Raw genomic sequence first — 21480 nt, forward strand, 5'->3', positions numbered from 1 at the left:
GGCGCGGCGCGTTTCACTCCGAGAAATATAAGCCTAATGATAATCTGCCTAGCTGAACCGCTCAGGAGCAAAAGCCTGCATGAAGTCTGGCATCTTCTTGCCTTCTACACTATCAGCTGCAAGCTGTGCTGTAACGGGGCTGAGCAAAATCCCATTGCGGTAATGCCCTACCGCCATCACGACGCGGCCAGATTGCGCCAGCGCGCCGAGCAGCGGGAAGCCATCCTGCGTGGAAGGGCGAAGTCCCGCCCATTTGTGGAACGGCGTCCACGTTTCGAGAAACGGGAAAGCTTGCTTGTTCCATTTTCGCAGGCGCTCAATGCCCTTCTCCGTCACGCTCGTCTCGAACCCGGCTACATCCTCGGAGGCGCCGCATACGAGCGTATTATTTTCCTTCGCCACGAGATAGCCCTGATTGCAAAACACCATATGGTGAACGGGCTTCTCCACCGTCTCATAAGCGCAAATTTGTCCGCGAATCGGATAAACAGGAATGCGAAGGCCAAATGCGGCTTCCAGCTGCTGCGCCCAAGCTCCCGAGCATACAACGAGCCGATCCCCTTCAAAAATACGTCCGTCTGCTGCCTCCAGCACGACCGTGCTCTGCCAATCCTTAATCGCAACCTGCTCCAAATGCTCATGTATATGAACATCCAGCAAGCGGCAGGCATGCTCCAGCGCTTTGACATAATGCGGCGCATACAGATGGCTTTCCTCCGGCGTATACAGCGCCGCCCGCACCTTGCCTGACAGCTTTGGCTCCAGCCGAAACACGTCGCCACCTTCCAGCAGGCTGCCCGACGAACCATACTCCCGCTGCCAGCGCAGCCTGCCTTCAAGCGCCAAAATATCCGCATCATGGTAAGCGATATACATGCTCCCGGATTCGGTATATTCGAAAGGCACGTCGGAAACCTGCTTCACGCGATCTGTAAACGAAGGATACAGCCGCAAGCTCTGCGCGCATAAGCGAAAAAAGTCATCCGGCCCCTCAACATTTTCCGAAAAAGGAGCCAGCATCCCTGCAGCCGCTCCGGACGCCTGTCCCCCGCAGCTGCCAATTTCCAGCACCGTCACCTGATGACCGCGGCTCCGCAGCTCGAACGCACAGGATAAGCCAATAATGCCGCCGCCCATGATTACAATCCGTTCTCCCATGTCCTAACCAGCTTTCCTTGTTGAATGATGCTGTTATTTCAGCTTAAACTCCTCATAACCGCTGCTTGCCGAAGCGTAGCGCTTCTTCGAAATGCGGCCTGACAAATAAGCCAGACGGCCAGCTTCAATGCCGAGCCTCATCGCCCGCGCCATGCCTGCTGGATCTTTCGCCTTCGCAACCGGTGTATTCATCAGCACGCCCGCCACGCCAAGCTCCATCGCCTGGGTCACATCACTGACCGAGCCAAGCCCCGCATCGACGATAATTGGAACTTTCGCTTCCTCTACAATAAGGCCCAAATTATAAGGGTTCAAAATGCCAAGGCCCGTCCCAATCGGAGCCGCTCCCGGCATAACAGCCGCAGCGCCGGCTTCCTCCAGCCGCTTGCAAATGACCGGATCATCCGACGTATACGGAAGGACGGTAAAGCCCTCTTTTACGAGAATTTCCGTCGCCTTCAGCGTTTCAATCGGATCAGGCAGCAGCGTGCGCTCATTGGCGCTAATCTCGACCTTGATCCAGTCGCTGAGCCCAGAAGCCCGCGCAAGACGCGCGATCCGCACCGCTTCCTCCGCCGTGCTTGCTCCTGAAGTATTCGGCAAATATTGATACGATTGGCCTTGCAAATGCTGAAGAATCGAATCGTCCTCGGTCGCCTCCAAATTAATGCGGCGAATCGCAAACGTCAGCACCTCGGCGCCTGACGCCTCAATCGCCTCCCTCTGTACATAAGGACTTGGAAAAAGCCCGGTGCCGATAAAAAATCGGGACGTTAGTTCACGGTTGCCAATATGCCATACATCCGGCTTCATTCGCTTCAGCCTCCTCCTACAAAATGTACAAGCTCGATTTTCATGCCTTCGCGAACTTCGGTTGCTGCCCATTGCTCCTGTGTCAGCACCGCTCCATCCGCTTCAACGACAACCGGCTTGCCCGTCAGTTCAAAATGGGCAATAACCTCTTCAATCGTCCTCGCTGCCAGCTCCTGCTTCACACCGTTAATGACTAGTTCCATTATGACTCTCCCCATTTATCCAGCTTGTCTAGAAAAGAACGGCAGGTGCCGGAAATATCGCTGCTGCCGACAATTTCGCTAACCGCGCAAATGCGCGTCGCGCCAGCTGCAATAACCTCATCCACATTGCGCAGCTTGATGCCGCCGATAGCGACAAATGGGATTTTCACCTTATCCGCTACCTCGCGCACATAATTAACCGTTACCGGATCAACAACGTCAACCTTCGTCTTCGTCGGAAACACAGGACCGACACCGATGTAGTCGGCACCTTGCTCCTCGGCAAGCAGGGCCTCTTCAATGGCATGCGTGGAAATGCCGATGATTTTATCGCCCACAAGCTTGCGTGCTTCCACAAGCGGCACATCGCCCTGGCCCAAATGAATGCCGTCCGCATCCACTTCCAGCGCAATATCAATGTAGTCATTGACGATAAAGGTTACGCCATGCTTGCGGGTCAGCTCGCGGAGCGCCCGTGCTTTTTCCAAAATCGCCGGCTTGTCACCCGACTTGTCGCGCAGCTGAATAATATCAACGCCGCCGTAAATCGCTTCCTCCATTACCTCGATTAAATCGCGGCCCGGATGAAATTCCTCGCCTGTAATCGCATATAAACGAAAATCCTTCATATTCACACATTCCCTTCGCTGTTGGAGACTATGACGAAATAAAGTGCCGCTAATTTATTGACAACACTCCCAAAAGCGTGGAGATTTTGCCAACAAAAGCGGGTACTAATTTTCTCGCAGCTCCTTAGTTTCCGATATAACGGGCATATAAGGTTTTGGCACGGACCATATCTTCCGTTCCCTGCACAAGCACACGCCCATCGGGGAACAGCACGAGCCGCTCGCCTTCCGGCAGCTCGGCTTTCAGCAAATAAGCGTTATGCGTAAGCTCCACAGCAATCGGTTCCAGCCTTTGCCGCCACTGCTCCAAATGAAGCGGAGCGCCGCCGGAAATTTGCACGGTGCTGCGTCCGCATAGCGAGACCGCCGCATCCTGCTCTGCTACCTGCAAAGCCGGATACTGCTTCAGCTGGCAGCAAGGGCACTGCTTCGCAGGCTCGCCCAGCTTCATCTCGAATGCGTGATTTTGCCATAAATCGAAGGTCATTAGGCTGTTTCTTCTTTTATCCGCAGCTCCGACCAAATATTTAAGCGCCTCTACCGCTTGGTAGGAAGCGACAATATCCACAACTGGCGAAATAACGCCAATCATATCGCAGGTTTGTCCGCCCGCATCCGCCGATTGAATAAAGCAGCGCAGACACGGCGTAGCGCCCGGCACGAGAATCGCGCTCATGCCCCGCGAGCTGACCGCCCCGCCATAAGTAAACGGAATGCCGCTGCGGAAGCAAGCATCGTTGAGCAGAAAGCGCGTCTGAAAATTATCCGTCCCATCAAGCACGAGATCGATATCCGCCAGCAGCGCGTCGATATTTTGAACGGTGACGTCAGCGACAATCGCTTCAATTTTGACATCGGAATTGATTTTGCGCAGCTTCTTCTCGGCGGCAACTGCCTTCGGATAGCCGTTCTCGACATCCTCTTCGTCGTAAAGCATCTGCCGCTGAAGATTGCTGCGTTCCACATAATCACGATCCACGAAACGGACGAGCCCGACCCCCGCTCTGACCATATGATTGGCCAGAACAGTGCCGAGCGCTCCCATTCCTATAATAAGCACAGCGCTTTCGCTTAGCTTGCGCTGCCCTGCTTCACCAATTGGCGTAAACAACATCTGTCTTGAATAGCGTTCGTCCATACGCCGTATTCCCTCCACCATTATAGGTTGCGGAATGCATCCTCCGCCTTGATCTCTTTCGTCAGCTGGCCATGCTCCTGCAGCCATGAAATGACATTGCTCCACGACTCCGCCGTCTGGCTGCCGAAAGCTTCGGAGCCCGCATCCATGAGCGGCAGCAATACCTGCAGGCTTTGCTTCTCGATCTCGGCATCGAGCGGATAATCCGCGCTTTGCTTGTCGAGCAGCACCTGAAGCGCCTCATCCGGATGGCTAGCCGTATATTCCTGCCCTTTAGCCGCAGCGTCGATAAACTTCTTGAACACTTCGCTTTTGCTGGCAACGCCATCCTCGCTCGCTGTCATAACAAGCTCGTAATAATCCGGCACGCCATAATCGGCAGGGTTCAGCGCAATCAGCTTCTCGCCTTCCTTCTCCAGCAGCAGCTTCTCGTGGTTCACATAGCCGCCGATAATCGCGTCAACCTTCTTCGTGGTCATGGCCGGAATCAGGTCCCAGCCCACATCGATATAGTTCAGTGCTGACGGATCGCCGCCGTCGGTTTTCACCATCGTGTTCACGTACGCTTCATCCAGCGGAATCGACGGGTAGCCGATTTTTTTGCCGACCAAATCCTTAGGCATCTTCACGCCGGACGATTCCAGCACGAACAGCTGGTTCAGCGGGTGGCGCACGAGCGAGGCAACCGATACAATCGGAATTTCCTCTGCGCGGGCAACAGCTACCTGCATTTGATAGCTGATCGCCAGATCCGCTTTGCCTGTTGCGACCAGCTTAAGTGCATCATTCGTATCGGCCGGCACCTGCAGCTTCACATTGAGACCCGCTTCCTTGAAATAACCTTGCTCCTCCGCCGCATACAAGAACGTGTGCACCGCATTCGGATACCAGTCGAGCAGCACCGTCAGTTCTTGCGTGCCTTCAGCGCTATTTGCCGTGTTTTTATTATCCGAGGAGCAGCCCGCCATAATGGCTAGCGTCAAAGCCAGACATGCTGCAACCCATGAGCTGCGTTTCCATTTGGAAGCTTTATTTTTCGTAAAATTACGATTACCTTCATTCTGCTTACGCATAAACAACTTACCTCTTTCTTGTTCTATTATAGTATATAAAAGGCCATAAAGCTTGAGCGGCACTCCGCTCTGGGGCCCCCTTACTGGCCTACTTTCGATTCTTTCCGATAGGATAGGCAAATTCGCTCAAGCGCCAATACGGCCAAAAATAGCATAATGCCCATTGCCGACAGCAGCAGCACGCCGGAAAAAACACTTTCGCCGCGCAGCATATTCGCCGCCCGCTTCGTGTACATGCCCAGGCCCGCTTCGCCGCCCAGCCATTCGCCAAGCGTAGCGCCGCCGATGCTGATTGCCGCTGCCATTTTCAGCCCTGTGAAAAACTCCGGCAGCGCCGAAGGGATTTTCCACTTGAGAAACAGCTCGCGCTTGCCTGCTCCCATCGTCCGCAGCAGCTCTCCGATATCCGGGTCCGCCGAGCGGAAGCCGTCCGCCGTATTCATCGCAATAGGGAAAAAGGTGAACAGCATGACAACCGCGATTTTACTGCCGATTTCATAGCCAAACCACATGACCATAATCGGCGACAGCGCAATAATCGGAATCGTCTGCGAGGCGACAACGAGCGGATACAGCGTTTTGCGTGCAAGCGATGAGCTGTCGATCCAGATCGCCGACAACGTTCCCAGCACGATTGAAATCGCCAGCCCCAGCAGCGCCTCGCCTAATGTGATGACGAAATGCCGCGCCAGCAGCCCGCTGTTCTCCGCCATGGAGACGAGCACATCAGACAGCCGCGGGATAATATAATGGGGAATTTGGAATATTCGCGTTCCGGCTTCCCACAAAACGGCTAGCAGGAGGATGAACAGCACAACTGGCATATGCTTCTTGAAAAAGCGCTTCATCGGCTTCCCCCCTCTAAACTAGCCGCTGTGTGCGCATGCCCGAAATGCCCAAGCAGCTGGCGTTTTAACGCCACAAACGGCTCGCTCAGCATCGTCTCGTAGGTGCGTGGACGCGCCAGTGCCACCGGATATTCTACCAGCTCGGCAACCGGCGCCTTCGCCGCCACCAGCACCCGGTCCGACAGAAGCAGCGCTTCATCTATATCATGGGTTATAAAAACAATCGTTTTGCGGTGCTGCTCCCAAATTTGCAGCAGCCATTCCTGCATGCTGACTCTCGTCATCGCATCAAGGGCGCTGAACGGCTCATCGAGCAAAAAGAGCTCGCCGCCGCCCAGCAGCGAGCGAAGAAACGACACCCGCTGGCGCATGCCGCCCGACAGCTCATGCGGATATTTCGCCTCGGTTCCGGCGAGGCCGAAATCCGGCAGCAGCTCCCGTACCCGCTGGCGCGCTTCCTTCTTCGGCGTTCCTGCCAGCTCCATGCCGAGCGCGGCATTATCCAGCACCGTCCGCCACGGCATAAGGCAATCCTTCTGCGGCATATAGCCGATCTTCGCCGCCTGCTGCTGGCGATTCACGCCGCCAATCGTAATCGTTCCGGCTTGCGGCTCCAGCAGCCCGGCCAGCAGACGAAACAGCGTCGTCTTGCCCATGCCGCTCGCCGCAAGCACGCTGACGAACTCGCCCTGCTTAATATGCAGGTCAAGCCCTTCAATCAGCGGCGGCCCGCCGGGAAAAGCATACGTCAGTCCGCTGACGCTAAGGCCTGCTGGCTCGTTGTTTTCGCTATGTGCAGAAGCGGTCGTTCTCGCTGCTGCTTCTGCTTCTGCATCTGCTGTCTCGCTTGCCCCAGCCGCTTTTTTAAGCCCCTGCTCTCCCGGCTGACCTTTCATTACGCTCACACTGGCCACTCCTCACGGCGATATGCCATATCCCAAAATAAATATTCCATCTTCGATGTGGTGACAAAATGCTCCTCCAGCTTCGCAAGCTCCCGCTCTGGAAGCCCTGCTGCCAATTGGTCCATTAGGCCAATGCACCAGTTCGTCAGCTCGCCGAACTCCTCCGAGCTGTACATGAGGATCCACTCCTTATAAAGCGGATGCTCCAATGCGCCCGGATATTCAGCGAAGGTTACGCCAATTTCGCGGTAGCTCCACATGCATGGCAGCAGCGCTGCCACAACCTCCGCGAGCGAGCCATTCGCCGCCACGTCGAGCATATATTTTGTATACGCGATATTGCTTGGCGCAGGCTGCGTGCCTTCGAGCTGCTCGCGCGTCACGCCAAAACGGTCGGCATACTGGCGGTGAAGCTCCATTTCCACATGCAGCGTGGAATGATACAGCCCGGCGAATTTGACCATTGTTGCCATATCGCCAGCTTTTATACTGCCGTAGGCGAACAGCTTTGCATAGTCGATCAAATAGACGTAATCCTGCTTGAGATAATAGATGAAGCGCTGCGGATCCAGCGTGCCTTCCCGCATTTCCACGAGAAACGGATGCTCATGGCTTTTCTGCCACACTTCGCGGCTTGCTTGATATAATCTATCGCTAAATTTGCTCATCATGTCCTCCGGGCGCCGGATGAGCAAGGATGCTGCACTGCGTAAAAGTTCAGCCTCCGATCGCTGCGCTTCTCCAGCTCAAACCTTTCACTCCGCTCTGCCCTTTTTCATCCGGCTTTTTATTTAACAGAGAGTGATTCTTTAACTCTCATAAGCTCATCACATTTACTCAAAGACATCTATTTCAATAAAAACTGCTACTTTTAACTTACTCTCATTAATCCGACTTATGTTCGAGGACTGACGTTCCGCTATTTCCGCGATTTGGCCACTTTAATCTTGTTCGCGGACAGGAAATCCGCTATTCAGTGAAAAACGGGGACTATATAGGCTTTTTGCAGCCAATAACTGCATCTGAGTCCGCGAACAAGGCAAAATCATTGTTTTTCACAAATTAACGGCTTCTCTGTCCGCTCGACAACTACACGCTGCATAATGCACGCTACTCACTACACGCTACACGCTGCTCTCTGCTTCCGCTTTCGGGCGGTTGCACCAGTCGGCGATGAAGCCGAGTATAACTTTTGTATAATAAATGAGCTCGTTGCTGTCGACACTCTCGTCTACCGCATGGGCATGCTCCAGCTGGCCTGGACCATAGATGACCGTCGGAATGCCTTCCCTGCCGATCCAGCCCGCATCGGTTACGCTTGGGCTCATGCCAACCACAGGCAGTACGCCGAGCACTTGCTGATGGCTTTGCTCCAGCGCCTTCAGCCCCGACCACTGCGGATTCAACTCCTGCGAAGGGAAAATTTCGCCGCGCTCCTCGATCATCGAGCGCCCTCCCCAGCGGAAGGTTGGCGGATTGTGGCGCATCCACGGATCGCCCTGCGCCACGCCTAGCAAATGCTCTTCAATCTCGGAAGCTATCGTTTCATAATCTTCATTCGGGTAAAAATGAACCGTAATCCATAACGAACAGCGGTCCGCAATAAAAGCGGCATGACGCCCGCCTTCAATGACCGCAGGGTTAATCGTATTGGAGCCGGGAGGAAAACCATCATAGGATTTGCTCACTGCCCAGTGGCGCTCCAAATCTTGAAGCCCGGCGATCAGCTTGGCCATTTTTTCAATCGTGCTGGCTCCTTGAACGCCGCCTCCGGCATGGATCATGCGCGAACGCATACCATCATGGAACGTCTCCGGACTTTGCAAGGTGACCCAGCCGGTTATAACGCCGCCCTGGCCTTGAATCGCCAGCCCGCTCGTATCAGCGACGATGGCGAAATCCGCTTCGCAGCCGCGCTCCATACAAGCGCGAGTGCCTGCCTCGCCCGCTTCCTCGCCAATAACGGCTTGGAACAGCAAATCCCCTTTCAGCTCCACACCCGCTTCGGTCAGCAGCTTGCTTGCAAACAGCAATGCCGCAAGCCCGCCCTTCATATCGGCGGTTCCACGCCCATAGGCGCGTCCATCCTCTAGCACCAGCTTGAACGGATCACGCTTCCAGCCGCCGCTGTCGCCCACCTCGGCAACATCCATATGCCCATTGAGCAGCAGGCTGCGATAACGCTCGCTATCGGTGCCCCGTTTTACCGCTGTCACGTTCGGATCGCCCGGGTAAACCTCCCACAGCTCAGTTGCAAAACCGTTCGCTTGCAGCTGCTTCTCCAAAAACTGCTGCGCTTCCAGCGTATTGCGTGCCGGAGGGCTGACGGTTGGATACGCCACCAGCTCGGCTAACAGTGCGAACAGCTCATCCTGGCGCTCATCCACCTGCTGCTGCAATGCTTCAATCCACGCTTCTGTCATCTACTTTCTCCCCTTTCCTGAAGGAAAGCAATGCTCGCAGCTTGTCCAAAATACCGCCCTAGACAAAGCCGCTTTTTTCCGCGGAGAAATACAAAAAAACCATTCGAGAATACACGAATGGCTAGGTTTCGTTATGTTCTCTACGCCAGCATTACCTGGATCAGATTAACGGTCAGGAAAACAAGTTCCCTATCTCAGCCAGACTTTATCCAGCACCCGCATTTCGTATGAAATTAGTTTAACTATAACGGAATACTTGAGAATAGGCAACGGTTCTATTGTGATTGCAGCTGTTTCCTTTTTGGCGGGCAGTAGCCTAAGCAGCTGTAAGCTATAATGAAAATAGAATTTTCTTTATAAAAAATATATAAAAAATGGAACGACAAATTTTAGAAGGGAGTATTCTACCATTGCGAAGCGAACAGGAAATGATGAAGATGCTTATCGATTTTGATGTTTCCTATTTTGTGACCGATATGGAGCTATTCCCGCCCGAATTGGGCAATTGGTTTTCTGATCTCATTATTTTTGAAGATGTTGTGCAAAATGAAGTGCTCCCAACTGACCGTCAATATTGGACGAAGCCGCCAACTGCAAAAGAATTTGACGATTGCTGCAATGAATTTTGGATGGTTTCTACTTACTACGATACAGCCATCACCACATATACAGAACGCATCTATAAAAAAGAGGGCCTTCTCTAAAGCAGCTTAACGCTGCTCTAGGGAAAGCCCTCTTAAGCATGCTTATGGCTGTTACACCATAATTTTGCACATTGCGTTCGTAAATTCAACCGGATCTTGAATTGGCAAACCTTCGATAAGCAGCGCTTGGTTGTACAGCAGGTTCGTGTACAGGCCGAGCTTCTCTTCATCGCTGGCGAAAGCGGTTTTGAGCGACTGCAAAATCTCGTGGTTGACATTGATTTCGAGCACCTTGTCCGCTTTCACATTTTGGCTGTCCGGCATCGCTTGAAGAATTTTCTCCATTTCAATGGACACTTCGCCCTCCGAGGTCAAACATACCGGATGCGATTTCAAGCGCTTCGAAGCGCGAACACCGGATACTTTGCCTTCGAGGATCGTTTGCATTTTCTCAAACAGATCCTTGTTATCAGTCGCCTCCGCCTCTGTCGTTTCCTCGCTCGGATCCGCTTCAATGCCAAGATCGCCGCTCGATACGGATTTAAATTCTTTATCCTTGTATTTCAAAATCACTTTAATCGCAAATTCGTCGATATCGTCCGTGAAGTACAAAATTTCGTACCCTTTGTCCAATACCATTTCCGTCTGCGGCAGCTTCTCGATGCGGTCAATCGAAGCGCCCGAAGCATAATAAATGTACTTCTGATCTTCCGGCATGCGCTCTACATACTCATCCAGCGATACGAGTGTTTTCTCCTTGGAGGAGCTGAACAGCAGCAAGTCCTGCAGCGTATCCTTGTTTGCGCCGTAATCGTTGTAGACGCCAAATTTCAGCTGTCTGCCGAATGCTTTGTAGAACTTCTCATAGCTGTCGCGCTCGTCTTTGAGCAGGCTGATCAGCTGGTTTTTAATTTTGTTTTTGATGTTTTTGGCAATGAGGCTCAGCTGGCGGTCATGCTGGAGCAGCTCGCGGGAAATGTTCAGCGACAAATCCTCGGAATCGACCATCCCTTTCACGAAGCCAAAATAATCCGGCAGCAGATCGGAGCACTTGTCCATAATGAGCACGCCATTGGAGTACAGCTCAAGGCCTTTCTCAAATTCCTTCGTGTAATAATCAAACGGCGTATGCTCTGGAATGTAGAGAATCGCGTTGTACACAACTGCGCCATCTGCACTGATATGGATATGCTTAAGCGGCTTGTCGAAGCCATAACGCTTCTCCATATAGAAGTTGTCGTAGTCTTCCTGCGTCAGCTCGTTTTTATTTTTGCGCCAGATCGGCACCATGCTGTTAATCGTCTGCTCTTCGGAATACTCTTCAAATTCGCCTTCGCTGTCTTCCTTCGGACGTTGTCCGGCAACATCCATCTTGATCGGATAGCGAATGAAATCGGAATATTTCTTAATGATTGCACGCAAGCGATATTGCTCCAAAAACTCGTCGTAGCTGACTTCTTCCGCATTGTCTTTAATTTTCAGCACGATTTCGGTTCCGACGGTATCCTTCGTAGCCGGCACAATCGTATAGCCGTCTGCTCCTTCGGATTTCCATTTGAACGCTTCGTCGCTGCCGAGGGCACGGCTTGTTACCGTTACAACGTCCGCCACCATAAACGCCGCATAAAAACCAACGCCGAACTGGCCGATAATGTTATGGCCGTCCTTCGCTTCATTTTCGTTCTTGAAGGCCAGCGAGCCGCTCTTGGCAATAATGCCGAGATTGTTCTCCAGGTCCTCCTTGGTCATTCCGATACCTGTATCGGCAATCGTCAGCGTGCGCGCCTCTTGATCCGCCGTTACTTTAATATAATAATCCGCCTGATTGAATACCAATTGATCATCGGATAATGCTTTGTAGTAGATTTTATCAATTGCATCACTAGCATTGGAGATCAGCTCGCGCAAAAAGATTTCCTTCTGCGTATAGATGGAGTTAATCATCATTTCCAGCAATCTCTTCGATTCCGCTTTAAACTGTTTCTTGGCCACGAATAAATCTCCCTTCAATAATCATCATTATTAGGCTGCGTAAGGCTAAGTCTAGTTTAGCACTCTTCACGCCTGAGTGCTAATCCTAATTTTTATATACCATATATGAATTTGTAATGTCAACTTATGGTTAGCATTCGCTATCCCATTCGGCATAAAACTGCTCCAAGTAGGCTAGCATGAACTGATGCCGCGTTTCGGCAAGCTTTTTCCCATAGGCCGTGTTCATTAAATCCTTCAGCTTAAGCAATTTCTCGTAAAAATGGTGCACTGCCGTCGATTCGCCGCTCCGGTATTCCGCCTCCGTCATTTCCGTGCGGGGCCGCACATTCGGATCATGCAGCAGATGGCCCTTCGCGCCCGCATAAGCAAACGTTCGCGCAATGCCAATGGCGCCAATCGCATCGAGCCGGTCGGCATCCTGTACAATCTCGCCCTCCAGCGTGCTCATCGGCTTGCCTCCGCCGCCCTTGAAGGACATCGTCGATATGATTTCCATTACATGGGCGGCATGCTGTGGATGGACGTTGTTGTGCTCCAGCCAGCTCCGCACCTTCTGCAAGCCTGCGGCTTCGCTAGCATTCAGCTTGGCATCCGCGATATCATGCAGCAGCGCCGCCAGCTCGCAAATGAACAAATTCGCCTGCTCCTCGCGGGCAATCGCCTTCGCCGTCTGCGTAACCCGGCGAATGTGCTGCCAATCATGCCCCGTGTATTCTCGCTCCAGCGCCTGCCTGACGAACTGCTCGGCAGCTAATAGAATCGACTCGTTCGCCTGTTGCTCTTGATGGTCTTCTTTATGTTTCTCTTGATTATCCTTCGGATTCATCGCCTGTCCATGCCCGCCTTTCTCCTACCCATACGTCTCCAGCCTGCAGCTTGTATAACGTATCTGGTTGTCCACCCCATTGCTGCTTCTCCACATTATAAGCTCTGCTCTTGATACGCTTAACTTCCCGCTCCGTTCGAAATCCTGATGCCAGATCATCGTCTAGCTCGGACTCATAATAGAACTCGGCATCTATATGAAGCTGCCAGCCAAAATGCTCTACGCCTTTGATTTTGTGCAGCAGAGGGAGCTTAGCGAGACGTTCGTCCGCACTAGCCTGAATCATCGTACTTCGCTCAAAAGTATAATCATAAGTATGCAGCTGCTCGCCAACCGCCGCAACCACCTGCGAGGATATGAAATCCGGCTCAAACAGCCATATTTTTAAATAAAAAGCTTCGTTTCGCTGCTTTAATTGCTGATGCCACGCTTCATAAATATCCATTAGCTCCGACAGCAGTAGCCGCGAAAACCAGACAGGCGGATTACGGCGAACGAGTCTATAAAATAGGTCGATCCAAAGCTTCACATAATCCCGTTGATGATGGGCGAGATACTCCACATCCAGCCGCATATAGCGCTGCTTCCACTTCTCTATGTGCCGGACTCTGCGCTTCCAGCCCCTTATCTTGTGCTTATTCGACAAGCCCTTTTCCATCGTGCGGCCAGCGCCCCTTCGCCCTTAAAGTCCTTCTATTATATCGTTCCTTCCCTTATTTGGAAGCTGCTCTTTCGCCGTTTTTACAAAACTAGCTCCGTCTCTTGATCTGCCTTTAACAATCTATTTATATACTTAGAACGATTCTACATACGATCTTAAAAAAAGGATAAAGGGGATTTGCAAAATTATGAAAACGGTTAAGCAACTTGTTCAAATGATGTCAGTCGCCACGATGCTCGCTGCCGGGACAGGCGCCTTTGCCCCTGCCGCTCTCGCTGCTGATGCGCCCGCTGGCGATTATGTGAAGCTGCGCCAAGCGATCGAAAATATGCAAGGCGAAGTAACATGGGACGCCACCAGCCGCAGCGCTGAAATTACGGTAAGCGGTTTAAAAGCATCGTTCCCGATTGGCTCTTCTTCCGCAACGATTAACGGTGCCGCAACTGAAATTGGAACCCCTTCCCTTTTAACGAAAAGCACGACCTATGTTTCCAAAAAAGCGCTGGACAGCCTGAAAGCGCAGCTCGTCCAGCAGCAAAATAAAACCGGCTTTGAGCTTGCCGCCTCCTTCCAAATGCCAAGCGAAAGAGCCGAAATCGCAGCGTCCACGCCAGACGGCAAACGCCTGCTCGTTACCGAAGCGGACAACGGCAGCATTTCCGTGCTCGACATCGCGGACATTAACAAAGTCAGCGTGCTGAAAACCGTCAGCTTCCACGACCTTTCCGCAGATGCAGAAGTGACCAGCGTCACCGTATCCAAGGATGGCAGCTATGGACTGGCAGTCATCCGGACGGGCGATGACGTGAACAAAGCGAACAAAGGGCTGCTTGCTGTAGTGGATTTGGCTACTTACAAAACGGTAAAAACGTATGAGCTTGGCATTGGTCCTGACTCCATCGCGCTTTCGCCGGACGGGCTGAATGCTGTAATTGCGATTGAAGATGAGGAGATTGATAAAGCTGCGGATGAAATCGATTTTGCAAATGCGAAGCGCCCTGGCAGCATAATGATCGTTTCTTTTGCAGGCGGCGACCCGCTGAAGGGCGAGGTTGTGGATATTGCGACTCCATTGGACGATGTAGAGGGAGCGATTTATCCGCATGATCCGCAGCCAGAGTATGTGGCAATCAGCCCGGATAGCGCAACCGCAGCCGTCACGATGCAGGAAAACAACGCCATTGCCCTTGTCGATTTGAAAACGAAAAAGCTCATTCGGATTTTCTCGCTCGGCACGACGCAGCATAAAGCCGATTTGGAGGACGATGGGAATGTACGGTTTACACAGAATTTGACCGCCCGTTATGAGCCGGATGGCATTGCGTTTTCGCCAGATGGCAAATACGTGATGACCGCCAATGAAGGCGACTTGGGCAAAAATGAATTTAAAGACGGCGTGAAGGCCGGTGGCCGCAACATCGCGGTCTGGGATTTGGAGGGCAAGCGGGTATACGACAGCGCGAACCTGATTGACGAGGCGACAGCTAAAGTCGGCTTGTATCCCGATGACCGCAGCCCGAACAAAGGCAGCGAGGTCGAAAATCTGACCGTCGCGACAGTCGACGGAACAGCCCTTGCGGCAGTAGCGTCGGAACGCGCGGATGCAATTTTATTTTTCGATATCGCGAATGCTGCCAGCCCTGTCTACCTCGGCTTGATTCCAACGGCTGGAGAATCGCCAGAAGGCATTCACCGCGTACAAGGACGCAGCTTGTTCGTCAGCGCGGATGAGAGCACGGGCACGGTAAGCTTTTACGCGAAAAAATAAGAACGGCTGCACGCTGCACTTAGCATAGCTGTTGTCACCTGTTTTAATGAGAAAATCCCTTGAGCGCTTGTATGTGCTCAGGGGATTTTTGGCTTTTAAAGCTATGCGCCGTCAGGGCATCCAAATCCGCTTGAAGCTGGAAGCCGGACCGGTGAAGGAAAGCTCGTACACGTCGGGATTGGATAAGGCTTCCCATTCCTCAAATCCGAATGCCTGATCCAGATGCCCCAGAAGCAGCGAAATGAGGTTGCCGTGTGAGACGATTACGGCATTTTTCCAGCCGCTATTCAGCACCTCGGTAACGACTTGAACGGCCCGGCTTGTAGCGGTACGGCTGGATTCCCCGCCCTCGTAGCATAAATCCATATCGCCATAGGTTCGGCGAAGCATTTCGCGCCAGTCTGGATGATTTTGACCTAATAAAACTCGCTCGGTTAACCGCTCATCCAGCTTTATAGGCAGGCCAGTGGCGTCAGCTAATGGAGAAATCGTTCGGAAGTAAAAGTAAGCGAGTCAGCTGCTGATCGATTGCAGCTTCTCGCGTATTCCTGCTACTGGCGGGTATGCTTCTCCGCATGAATGTAAACCTACATTACATACCGCAAGACAGCTTCAAGCTTCGAGCTAAGGCGGCTTCGAGCTTTGGGCTTCGAAATTTTCCGTATCAGGGGCTTGATCCCTGCACAAAGATAGATTTGGCGGACACCAAAAAAGGAGTAGTCGTTCATGGCAAATGCATGGCCGAGCTGACGCAGCATTGTAGAAATATTGCCCATGTCTGATAAGCATCGTGCCTCTAATGGCTTATAAACTGGAATCCGCATCGTCATACTTCCATCATCATGAAATTGTAACATTTTTCACGATTCTCATTTCTTCCAATTTTCCAGAAAATGATCTACCGCTGCCTGCTCAATTGCCAGCCCTTCCGTGTAACGCTTCATAAACAAGGCAAAGCCAAACACATCTGCGCTGTCAGGATAAACCTCTTGTCCTTCTGCATCATTGAACACTTTAGTGGCAAGGTAATCAGCCAAGCCCTCATGCTTCTCCTTATTAACCATATAGGATGCCAAAATGGCCATCCCCCATGCGCCGCCCTCACCGGCCGTAGACATGACCGAAACAGGAACATTCAGTGCTGCGGCACACATTTTTTGACCGACTAGCGGCGTTTTGAACAATCCGCCATGCGCCAAAATACGGTCAATCGTTAGTTGCTCCTTCTGTGTCAAAATATCCATTCCCAGCCTTAATGCAGCAAACGCGGTAAACAGATGTACTCTCATAAAGTTAGCCAGATTGAAACGGCTTTCTGGAGAACGAACGAACAGCGGACGACCTTTTGCAAGTCCGGTAATGTTCTCGCCTGAATAGTAACCGTAGCTCAGCAAGCCGCCGCCATCAGCGTCTGCTTCCAGCGCTTTGCCCAACAGGACGCTGAATAACTGGTTCATATCGGGTTTCTGCCCCATTGCTTCATAAAATTCACGGAACAAGCCGAGCCATGCATTAATATCGCTGGAGCAGTTGTTAGCAAGAACCATGCCGACAGGGCTGCCATCAGGTGTAGTCACGATGTCAATCTCAGGGTACACCGTGGATAAATCTTTCTCCAGGACAATCATGGCAAAAATCGACGTACCTACGGAAATGTTGCCGGTACGCTTTTTGACACTATTCGTAGCGACCATGCCTGTTCCGGCATCGCCTTCTGGAGGACATAGCGGAATACCTGCTTGCAGGCTCCCTGATGGATCTAATAATTGGGCACCAGCTCCACTTAGATATCCCGCATGTTCACCTGCAGTATAAACTTTAGGTAAAATATCTTTAAGCTTCCACGGGTAGTCTTTATCGGCAATTAAATCGGCAAACTGCTTCACCATATCTTCATTATATTGCTGTGTAGATTCATCGATTGGGAACATACCAGAGGCATCCCCGATACCAAGAGCCTTGCTCCCAGTCAACAGCCAATGCATGTAACCTGACAAAGTCGTCATATAATCTAGGTGAGCGACATGCTCTTCATCGTTCAAAATCGCTTGATACAAATGTGCGATGCTCCAGCGCTCTGGAATTTTAAACTGGAATTTCTCGGTTAGCTCCCATGCAGCTGTACCCGTTGTGGCATTGCGCCATGTACGGAACGGAACCAATAGCTCCCCTGCTTGATCAAGTGCAATATAGCCCTGCATCATGGCAGAGCATCCGATTGATCCGATTTTTTGCAGGGTTACGCCATAATTATTCTCAATCTCTTGCTTTAATTGGCGATAGGTTTCTTGCAACCCGTTAATCATTTCATTGAGATGGTAGGTCCAATAACCGTCGATCAATTGATTTTCCCACTCATAGCTGCTGGAACCGATAGTTTGAAAATTGTAATCAACCAGTACAGCCTTGATTCGAGTGGATCCACATTCGATGCCAAGCGAGGTTTCCCCCTTGACTATTGCTTGTTTAATATTTTGATCCATGATTGCACTGCTCCTCTCTGAATTTGAGATTGAACCGAATGATGGATTTATTGCAGCCAGTTCGTTCCGCTCTGGACAGATGTGCTGGGTTTGACGCTTACAGAAAATCCCTTGAGTTCAATAAGCCCGATTCATATGGGCTCGAAATGCTTTCCTCTATCTGCTTGTTGTCTAAAAAAAATGCCAATTGCTGCGCATGCTCGATTCCCTCTGCGGTTAACGGAGCATCAGTCTCCTAGCCTTTTGCTTGGCAATGACGGACTAGATAAATCGTTTTCATATGCGTTACTCCTTTTTGTTTATACGATTCCTGAAACGAACAAGGCATGCAAAAAATGATGGTGTATAATGTTGGAAAGCATATATTTTAATGTAAAGGGGTGTCCGTTCCTAATGGCAGAAAGAACAAAAGTGGTTGAAGTTGTTCCTTACGATCCCGTGTGGAAGGATCAATTCCAGCTAATCAAGGACATGATTGAAGGTTATATTGGCGAACTAATTTTAGGCATCGAGCATGTAGGGAGCACTTCAGTGGAAGGACTGCCGGCGAAACCGATCATCGATCTCGACGTGGTGGTGGAAGATTACAGCGTACTGCAAGCCATTGTGGAGCGTCTCGCCAAAGAAGGCTTCGAGCATCAAGGCAATTTAGGCATTGAAGGGCGGGAAGCTTTCAAACGGGCGTTTCCGGACAATTTTATGAAATACCATCTTTATGTATGTCCCAAAGACGGCAAAGGTTATCTGGAGCATATTGCTTTTCGTGACTATCTCCGCTCCAATGAAGCAGCCCGGAGGGAATATGGATCGTTAAAGGATAAGCTGGCTGAATAGCATCGCCATGACATTGACAGCTACTGTGAAGGAAAGACCGAATTTGTTACCACAATCCTGCGGGAAACCCTTTATCGATGAAGCGCTCCATCAAATAACCCTATACCCGGCTATTCCGGCATTCTCAAGTAACTTATATGCTAATTATTTTTGTAGAGTGTCGGAATACATTTTTCCTCTTGCAAATCAGCCTTGCAGTTCTCCTAATCCTGCTTCCACTCCTTCGCCATTTCCTTCAATTCAGGAGGCAGGTACACAGTGTTGAACGTGCCGTCGTGAATGTAGAGGTGGAACGGTTCAGGAAGGTATTTTAGTAGGTGTTCTTTTTTCTCCTCCAACGATTCTCGCTGCATCCCCAAGTAGTCTACACCTTCTGAACGATAGTAGGCCAACTCCTCCTCCCACTGCTCCTCCGTTTCCGGATAAATAAGAAATGAAGTAATCTGCATCAGTTCATACCATTCTCTTGTGCAAAATTTCATGGAGGCCCTCTTTGGTTACTTGTGATTGTTGTGGTTTAAAATTGCGCACTCCGTACGAAGTGCGACTGAAGACGAACATGGCAATGAAAGTGAATGTTGATGGGTTTCAATCTACGCACTCTATACGGAGTGCGACGCTATGGACAGTGCAAAGCGTGCGTATCAGCAGGTGTTTCAATCCATGCACTCCATACGGAGTGCGACGTCAACCAGCAGCTAACCAGCAGCTAACCACGAAAGTTTCAATCCACGCACTCCATACGGAGTGCGACATACGGCTGGATGACAGCACAAGATTTTTAAAGGAGTTTCAATCCACGCACTCCATACGGAGTGCGACAGCGAAAATACATACAATTGATTCCATCATGGCATCAGTTGCATATATTTTCAAGATCATCCATACGAACAAAGTCTAAATAAAATATCGACTTTTCCCAAAGTCCTTCGTTTTCGTCATGGTTCGACAAATTTTGAGGTGCGAATCCCCTAGGGTTTTTATGGGAGCTTCCGATTCGCACCTGCATCGGCATAAACTTTCTTCACTCCATCGCACGATGGAACATCAGCCACTGCTTGGCAAAATCAACTGCCTCTTTCAGATCAAAAAGCCGGGACTCGGCGCTGCCTACCGCACCTTTTTGCACGGAGCCTTCATAGTCGTAGCACTGCCCGATCTGGGCAAAATCTGCCGAATCATAGGCGAAATCCGTGAACCATTTCCACACTCGCTCGTCCCCTTCATAAATAGCGGTTCCTAGCTGTTTCATCGGCAGCCGCTCACAAATCGCTTCAGCCAGATGAAAGCTTGTGCAGGATTCATACCCCGTCCCCAGCATCAGCACCTTGGCGCCCAAGCCATACAGCTTCCCAAGTGGCGATGCCATGCCGAATTGCGGGCTTAGCATATGCTCGGATGTGATAAGCTCCGCATACTTGCCATTGGCGCAAAAAGACACCTGCGGATGCGCTGAACGCACCGTCGCCGGGAACGTGCGGAACAGCTCGGCAATACGCCCCATTCCCCGCGTTGGCGACAAAGCCGGATCGAAAGCCGGAAGCTCCCGATAAATCGTCTCATACCACTCCTCTGGAACTGGCGGATTTCCCCATTCGGCCGGATCGCTCCAATCTCCGCTTTGCGCAGGCATAATTAATGTGCCTTCATCCCCAACCGCCTGCATAAGCGCCTGCACCATAGCCTGCGGCCCGCCGCATACCCAGCCCAAGCGCGACAAGGAGGCGTGCACCAGCACGGAATCGCCCTCTCGAACGCCTAATCTTCGCAAGTCCTGAACGATGTTGTTTATCGTAATCGGCCTTTTCTGACTGTTGATCAACTGCTGTTCTCTCACCTTTGTGCCCCCTGCTTCTACCTTTGTGCTTTAATCATAAACCGCTCTGCGTTCGTCTTGATGCCTTTTTCCGACTTATTGTCCCTAATGAACGCTTCTAATCGCCCAAAATCTTCCGGCTGCCGCCCGAAATTCGGAATAATCGGCGTATGCTTAAGCAGAAAAATCAAATCCTCCGCCGTCTCATAAAACTCCGCGACGTTCCACTCCATAACCTCAATCTTCGTAAAGCCAGCTTCCGTCAGCTCCAATAGATACCGCTCCTTGAGCGAGCCCGGCTTCTCCCCGTAAGCTTGCCCTCTTCCGAACGCCTGCTTGAGATTAAGCTTATCGTACTCGCTCACTTGCTGCGTCAGAAATGTACCGCCATTCTCCAGCACACGGGCTACCTCCTGCGCATTAAAGGCGGAATGCCTGCAAGCAACGGTCTGAAAGAAGCGGTCTGGAAAATCTAGCTTGTCCGCATTCATTTGCAATACACGAACGTTGCCTCGCCCGGCTTTCGTTATATTTTTCATTGCGGTATTGACCATGCCTGTAGATAAATCAATGCCCACCAGCAGCAGGGCACAGTCCGCAATTGATAAGATAGCCTCCCCGCCGCCCGTGCCAATATCGAGCAGAAGATCGGTTTTTCGGCTAAGCTTGACGACCTCCTGATACAAGTCCCACTTCGCTTCCTCCGAAATGCACTTCAGCCTGCTGAAATCCCAGCCATTGCTCGCTCCAACCTCATTATAAAAAGCCTCGTAGTCGATTTGATTCATTATGATTCAGCCTTTCCTTAAAAAGCCACATTAACCCATGCGTGCATAAGTGTCTAAAAGACAGCTGCTTTGTAAATTGTAACATTTTAGGGTGCGTTTTCGTAGTAAGGAGTATATTAAAGGCGGCTGCGCGCTTTTGCAGGCCAATCCTTGTACCCGGGGGAATTTGCGATGAGAAACGAAAAATTAGTTCTTGTGCTGTCGCTATTTTTAATTTTTGTCGGTTTTACCGCTATACTTTTTGGCTATTGGGAAGCCTTGCAGCCGAAAACAGGCCCCGTTGGCAACGGAGCCGCCTTGCCGACCTTCCTTCAAATACTCCCCTCAATTCTAGCCATCGTGACGGGCATTCTGAATCTAGCCCATATCGTCTATCGCCGCAGGAAAGCTTATTTTAATAACAAAGACAATCAAGAGAATACGGATCAAAATCCCTCATAGAAAAAGGCAGCTATACCAACACCCGGCTTGCTAG

The 21480-nt window shown here is 51.2% G+C and carries 20 protein-coding genes and 2 pseudogenes; 4 read left to right on the top strand and 18 right to left on the bottom strand.

From position 1 onward, the window contains the following. Window positions 1–48 precede the first annotated feature (48 nt). The 10 genes from thiO to BBD42_RS03110 form a co-directional block, all read right to left on the bottom strand. On the bottom strand, window positions 49–1158 hold the full coding sequence (thiO, locus tag BBD42_RS03065; protein WP_099516945.1) for a glycine oxidase ThiO: 1110 nt from the start codon (window positions 1156–1158) through the stop codon (window positions 49–51). A 33-nt stretch (window positions 1159–1191) separates the two neighbouring features. Next, window positions 1192–1971 carry a thiazole synthase gene (locus tag BBD42_RS03070; protein ID WP_056035911.1) on the bottom strand — a complete coding sequence of 260 codons (780 nt, stop codon included), beginning with the start codon at window positions 1969–1971 and terminating at the stop codon, window positions 1192–1194. 5 nt (window positions 1972–1976) lie between these two features. Beyond that, on the bottom strand, window positions 1977–2174 hold the full coding sequence (gene thiS / locus BBD42_RS03075; RefSeq protein ID WP_099516946.1) for a sulfur carrier protein ThiS: 198 nt from the start codon (window positions 2172–2174) through the stop codon (window positions 1977–1979). After that, window positions 2174–2803: a thiamine phosphate synthase gene (gene thiE / locus BBD42_RS03080; RefSeq protein WP_099516947.1), complete on the bottom strand. Its 630-nt coding sequence runs from the start codon at window positions 2801–2803 to the stop codon at window positions 2174–2176. The genes thiS and thiE overlap by 1 nt, the downstream gene beginning before the upstream one ends. 124 nt (window positions 2804–2927) lie before the next feature. Next, the gene (locus tag BBD42_RS03085; RefSeq protein WP_056035920.1) at window positions 2928–3941 is read right to left on the bottom strand and encodes a ThiF family adenylyltransferase; all 1014 of its coding nucleotides are present in this window, start codon (window positions 3939–3941) and stop codon (window positions 2928–2930) included. 20 nt (window positions 3942–3961) lie between these two features. Continuing rightward, the gene (locus tag BBD42_RS03090) at window positions 3962–5014 is read right to left on the bottom strand and encodes an ABC transporter substrate-binding protein (protein WP_099516948.1); all 1053 of its coding nucleotides are present in this window, start codon (window positions 5012–5014) and stop codon (window positions 3962–3964) included. 80 nt (window positions 5015–5094) lie between these two features. Then, window positions 5095–5862: an ABC transporter permease gene (locus BBD42_RS03095; RefSeq protein ID WP_099516949.1), complete on the bottom strand. Its 768-nt coding sequence runs from the start codon at window positions 5860–5862 to the stop codon at window positions 5095–5097. After that, a complete protein-coding gene (locus BBD42_RS03100) occupies window positions 5859–6758 on the bottom strand; it encodes an ABC transporter ATP-binding protein (RefSeq protein WP_099521424.1) in 900 nt (299 codons plus the stop codon). Before BBD42_RS03100 ends, BBD42_RS03095 begins: the two co-directional genes overlap by 4 nt. A gap of 5 nt (window positions 6759–6763) precedes the next feature. Beyond that, window positions 6764–7435 carry a thiaminase II gene (gene tenA / locus BBD42_RS03105; protein WP_099516950.1) on the bottom strand — a complete coding sequence of 224 codons (672 nt, stop codon included), beginning with the start codon at window positions 7433–7435 and terminating at the stop codon, window positions 6764–6766. Between the two features lie 456 nt (window positions 7436–7891). Beyond that, on the bottom strand, window positions 7892–9190 hold the full coding sequence (locus tag BBD42_RS03110; RefSeq protein WP_099516951.1) for an acetylornithine deacetylase: 1299 nt from the start codon (window positions 9188–9190) through the stop codon (window positions 7892–7894). A gap of 410 nt (window positions 9191–9600) precedes the next feature. On the opposite strand from BBD42_RS03110, the pseudogene BBD42_RS03115 reads away from it, so the two are divergent. Further along, a pseudogene (locus BBD42_RS03115) lies at window positions 9601–9834 on the top strand (aminoglycoside 6-adenylyltransferase); the annotation flags it as partial. Window positions 9835–9945: 111 nt separating this feature from the next. Here the strand turns inward: BBD42_RS03115 and htpG are convergent. From htpG to BBD42_RS03130, 3 genes are all read right to left on the bottom strand, one after another. Further along, entirely contained in the window at window positions 9946–11826 is a 1881-nt protein-coding gene (htpG, locus tag BBD42_RS03120; protein WP_099516953.1) for a molecular chaperone HtpG, read from the bottom strand. 130 nt (window positions 11827–11956) lie between these two features. Further along, a complete protein-coding gene (locus BBD42_RS03125) occupies window positions 11957–12655 on the bottom strand; it encodes an HD domain-containing protein (protein ID WP_099516954.1) in 699 nt (232 codons plus the stop codon). After that, entirely contained in the window at window positions 12639–13313 is a 675-nt protein-coding gene (locus tag BBD42_RS03130; protein WP_099516955.1) for a hypothetical protein, read from the bottom strand. The genes BBD42_RS03125 and BBD42_RS03130 overlap by 17 nt, the downstream gene beginning before the upstream one ends. 190 nt (window positions 13314–13503) lie before the next feature. On the opposite strand from BBD42_RS03130, the gene BBD42_RS03135 reads away from it, so the two are divergent. Further along, window positions 13504–15084 carry a choice-of-anchor I domain-containing protein gene (locus tag BBD42_RS03135; RefSeq protein WP_099516956.1) on the top strand — a complete coding sequence of 527 codons (1581 nt, stop codon included), beginning with the start codon at window positions 13504–13506 and terminating at the stop codon, window positions 15082–15084. Between the two features lie 111 nt (window positions 15085–15195). Here BBD42_RS03135 and BBD42_RS03140 read toward each other — a convergent pair. Next, window positions 15196–15579, bottom strand: a pseudogene (locus BBD42_RS03140) (histidine phosphatase family protein); the annotation flags it as partial. A gap of 374 nt (window positions 15580–15953) precedes the next feature. After that, window positions 15954–17567, bottom strand: a complete 1614-nt coding sequence (locus tag BBD42_RS03150; protein WP_099516958.1) for a xylulokinase — start codon at window positions 17565–17567, stop codon at window positions 15954–15956. Window positions 17568–17960: 393 nt separating this feature from the next. Between BBD42_RS03150 and BBD42_RS03155 the strand changes: the two genes are divergently transcribed. After that, window positions 17961–18401, top strand: a complete 441-nt coding sequence (locus BBD42_RS03155; protein ID WP_237163348.1) for a GrpB family protein — start codon at window positions 17961–17963, stop codon at window positions 18399–18401. Between the two features lie 203 nt (window positions 18402–18604). Here BBD42_RS03155 and BBD42_RS03160 read toward each other — a convergent pair whose 3' ends face one another. The 3 genes from BBD42_RS03160 to BBD42_RS03170 all read right to left on the bottom strand — a co-directional run bounded on the left by BBD42_RS03160 (window position 18605) and on the right by BBD42_RS03170 (window position 21005). Next, entirely contained in the window at window positions 18605–18883 is a 279-nt protein-coding gene (locus BBD42_RS03160) for a DUF4085 family protein (RefSeq protein ID WP_099516959.1), read from the bottom strand. Window positions 18884–19425: 542 nt separating this feature from the next. Beyond that, complete coding sequence (locus BBD42_RS03165; RefSeq protein WP_099516960.1) at window positions 19426–20238, bottom strand: AAC(3) family N-acetyltransferase; 813 nt, start codon at window positions 20236–20238, stop codon at window positions 19426–19428. Window positions 20239–20255: 17 nt separating this feature from the next. After that, window positions 20256–21005, bottom strand: coding sequence for a class I SAM-dependent methyltransferase (locus BBD42_RS03170; protein WP_099516961.1), 750 nt, complete (start codon window positions 21003–21005; stop codon window positions 20256–20258). Between the two features lie 171 nt (window positions 21006–21176). Between BBD42_RS03170 and BBD42_RS03175 the strand changes: the two genes are divergently transcribed. Then, on the top strand, window positions 21177–21446 hold the full coding sequence (locus BBD42_RS03175) for a hypothetical protein (protein WP_099516962.1): 270 nt from the start codon (window positions 21177–21179) through the stop codon (window positions 21444–21446). The last annotated feature ends 34 nt before the right edge of the window (window positions 21447–21480 follow it).

Source organism: Paenibacillus sp. BIHB 4019, assembly GCF_002741035.1.
GTDB lineage: Bacteria > Bacillota > Bacilli > Paenibacillales > Paenibacillaceae > Pristimantibacillus.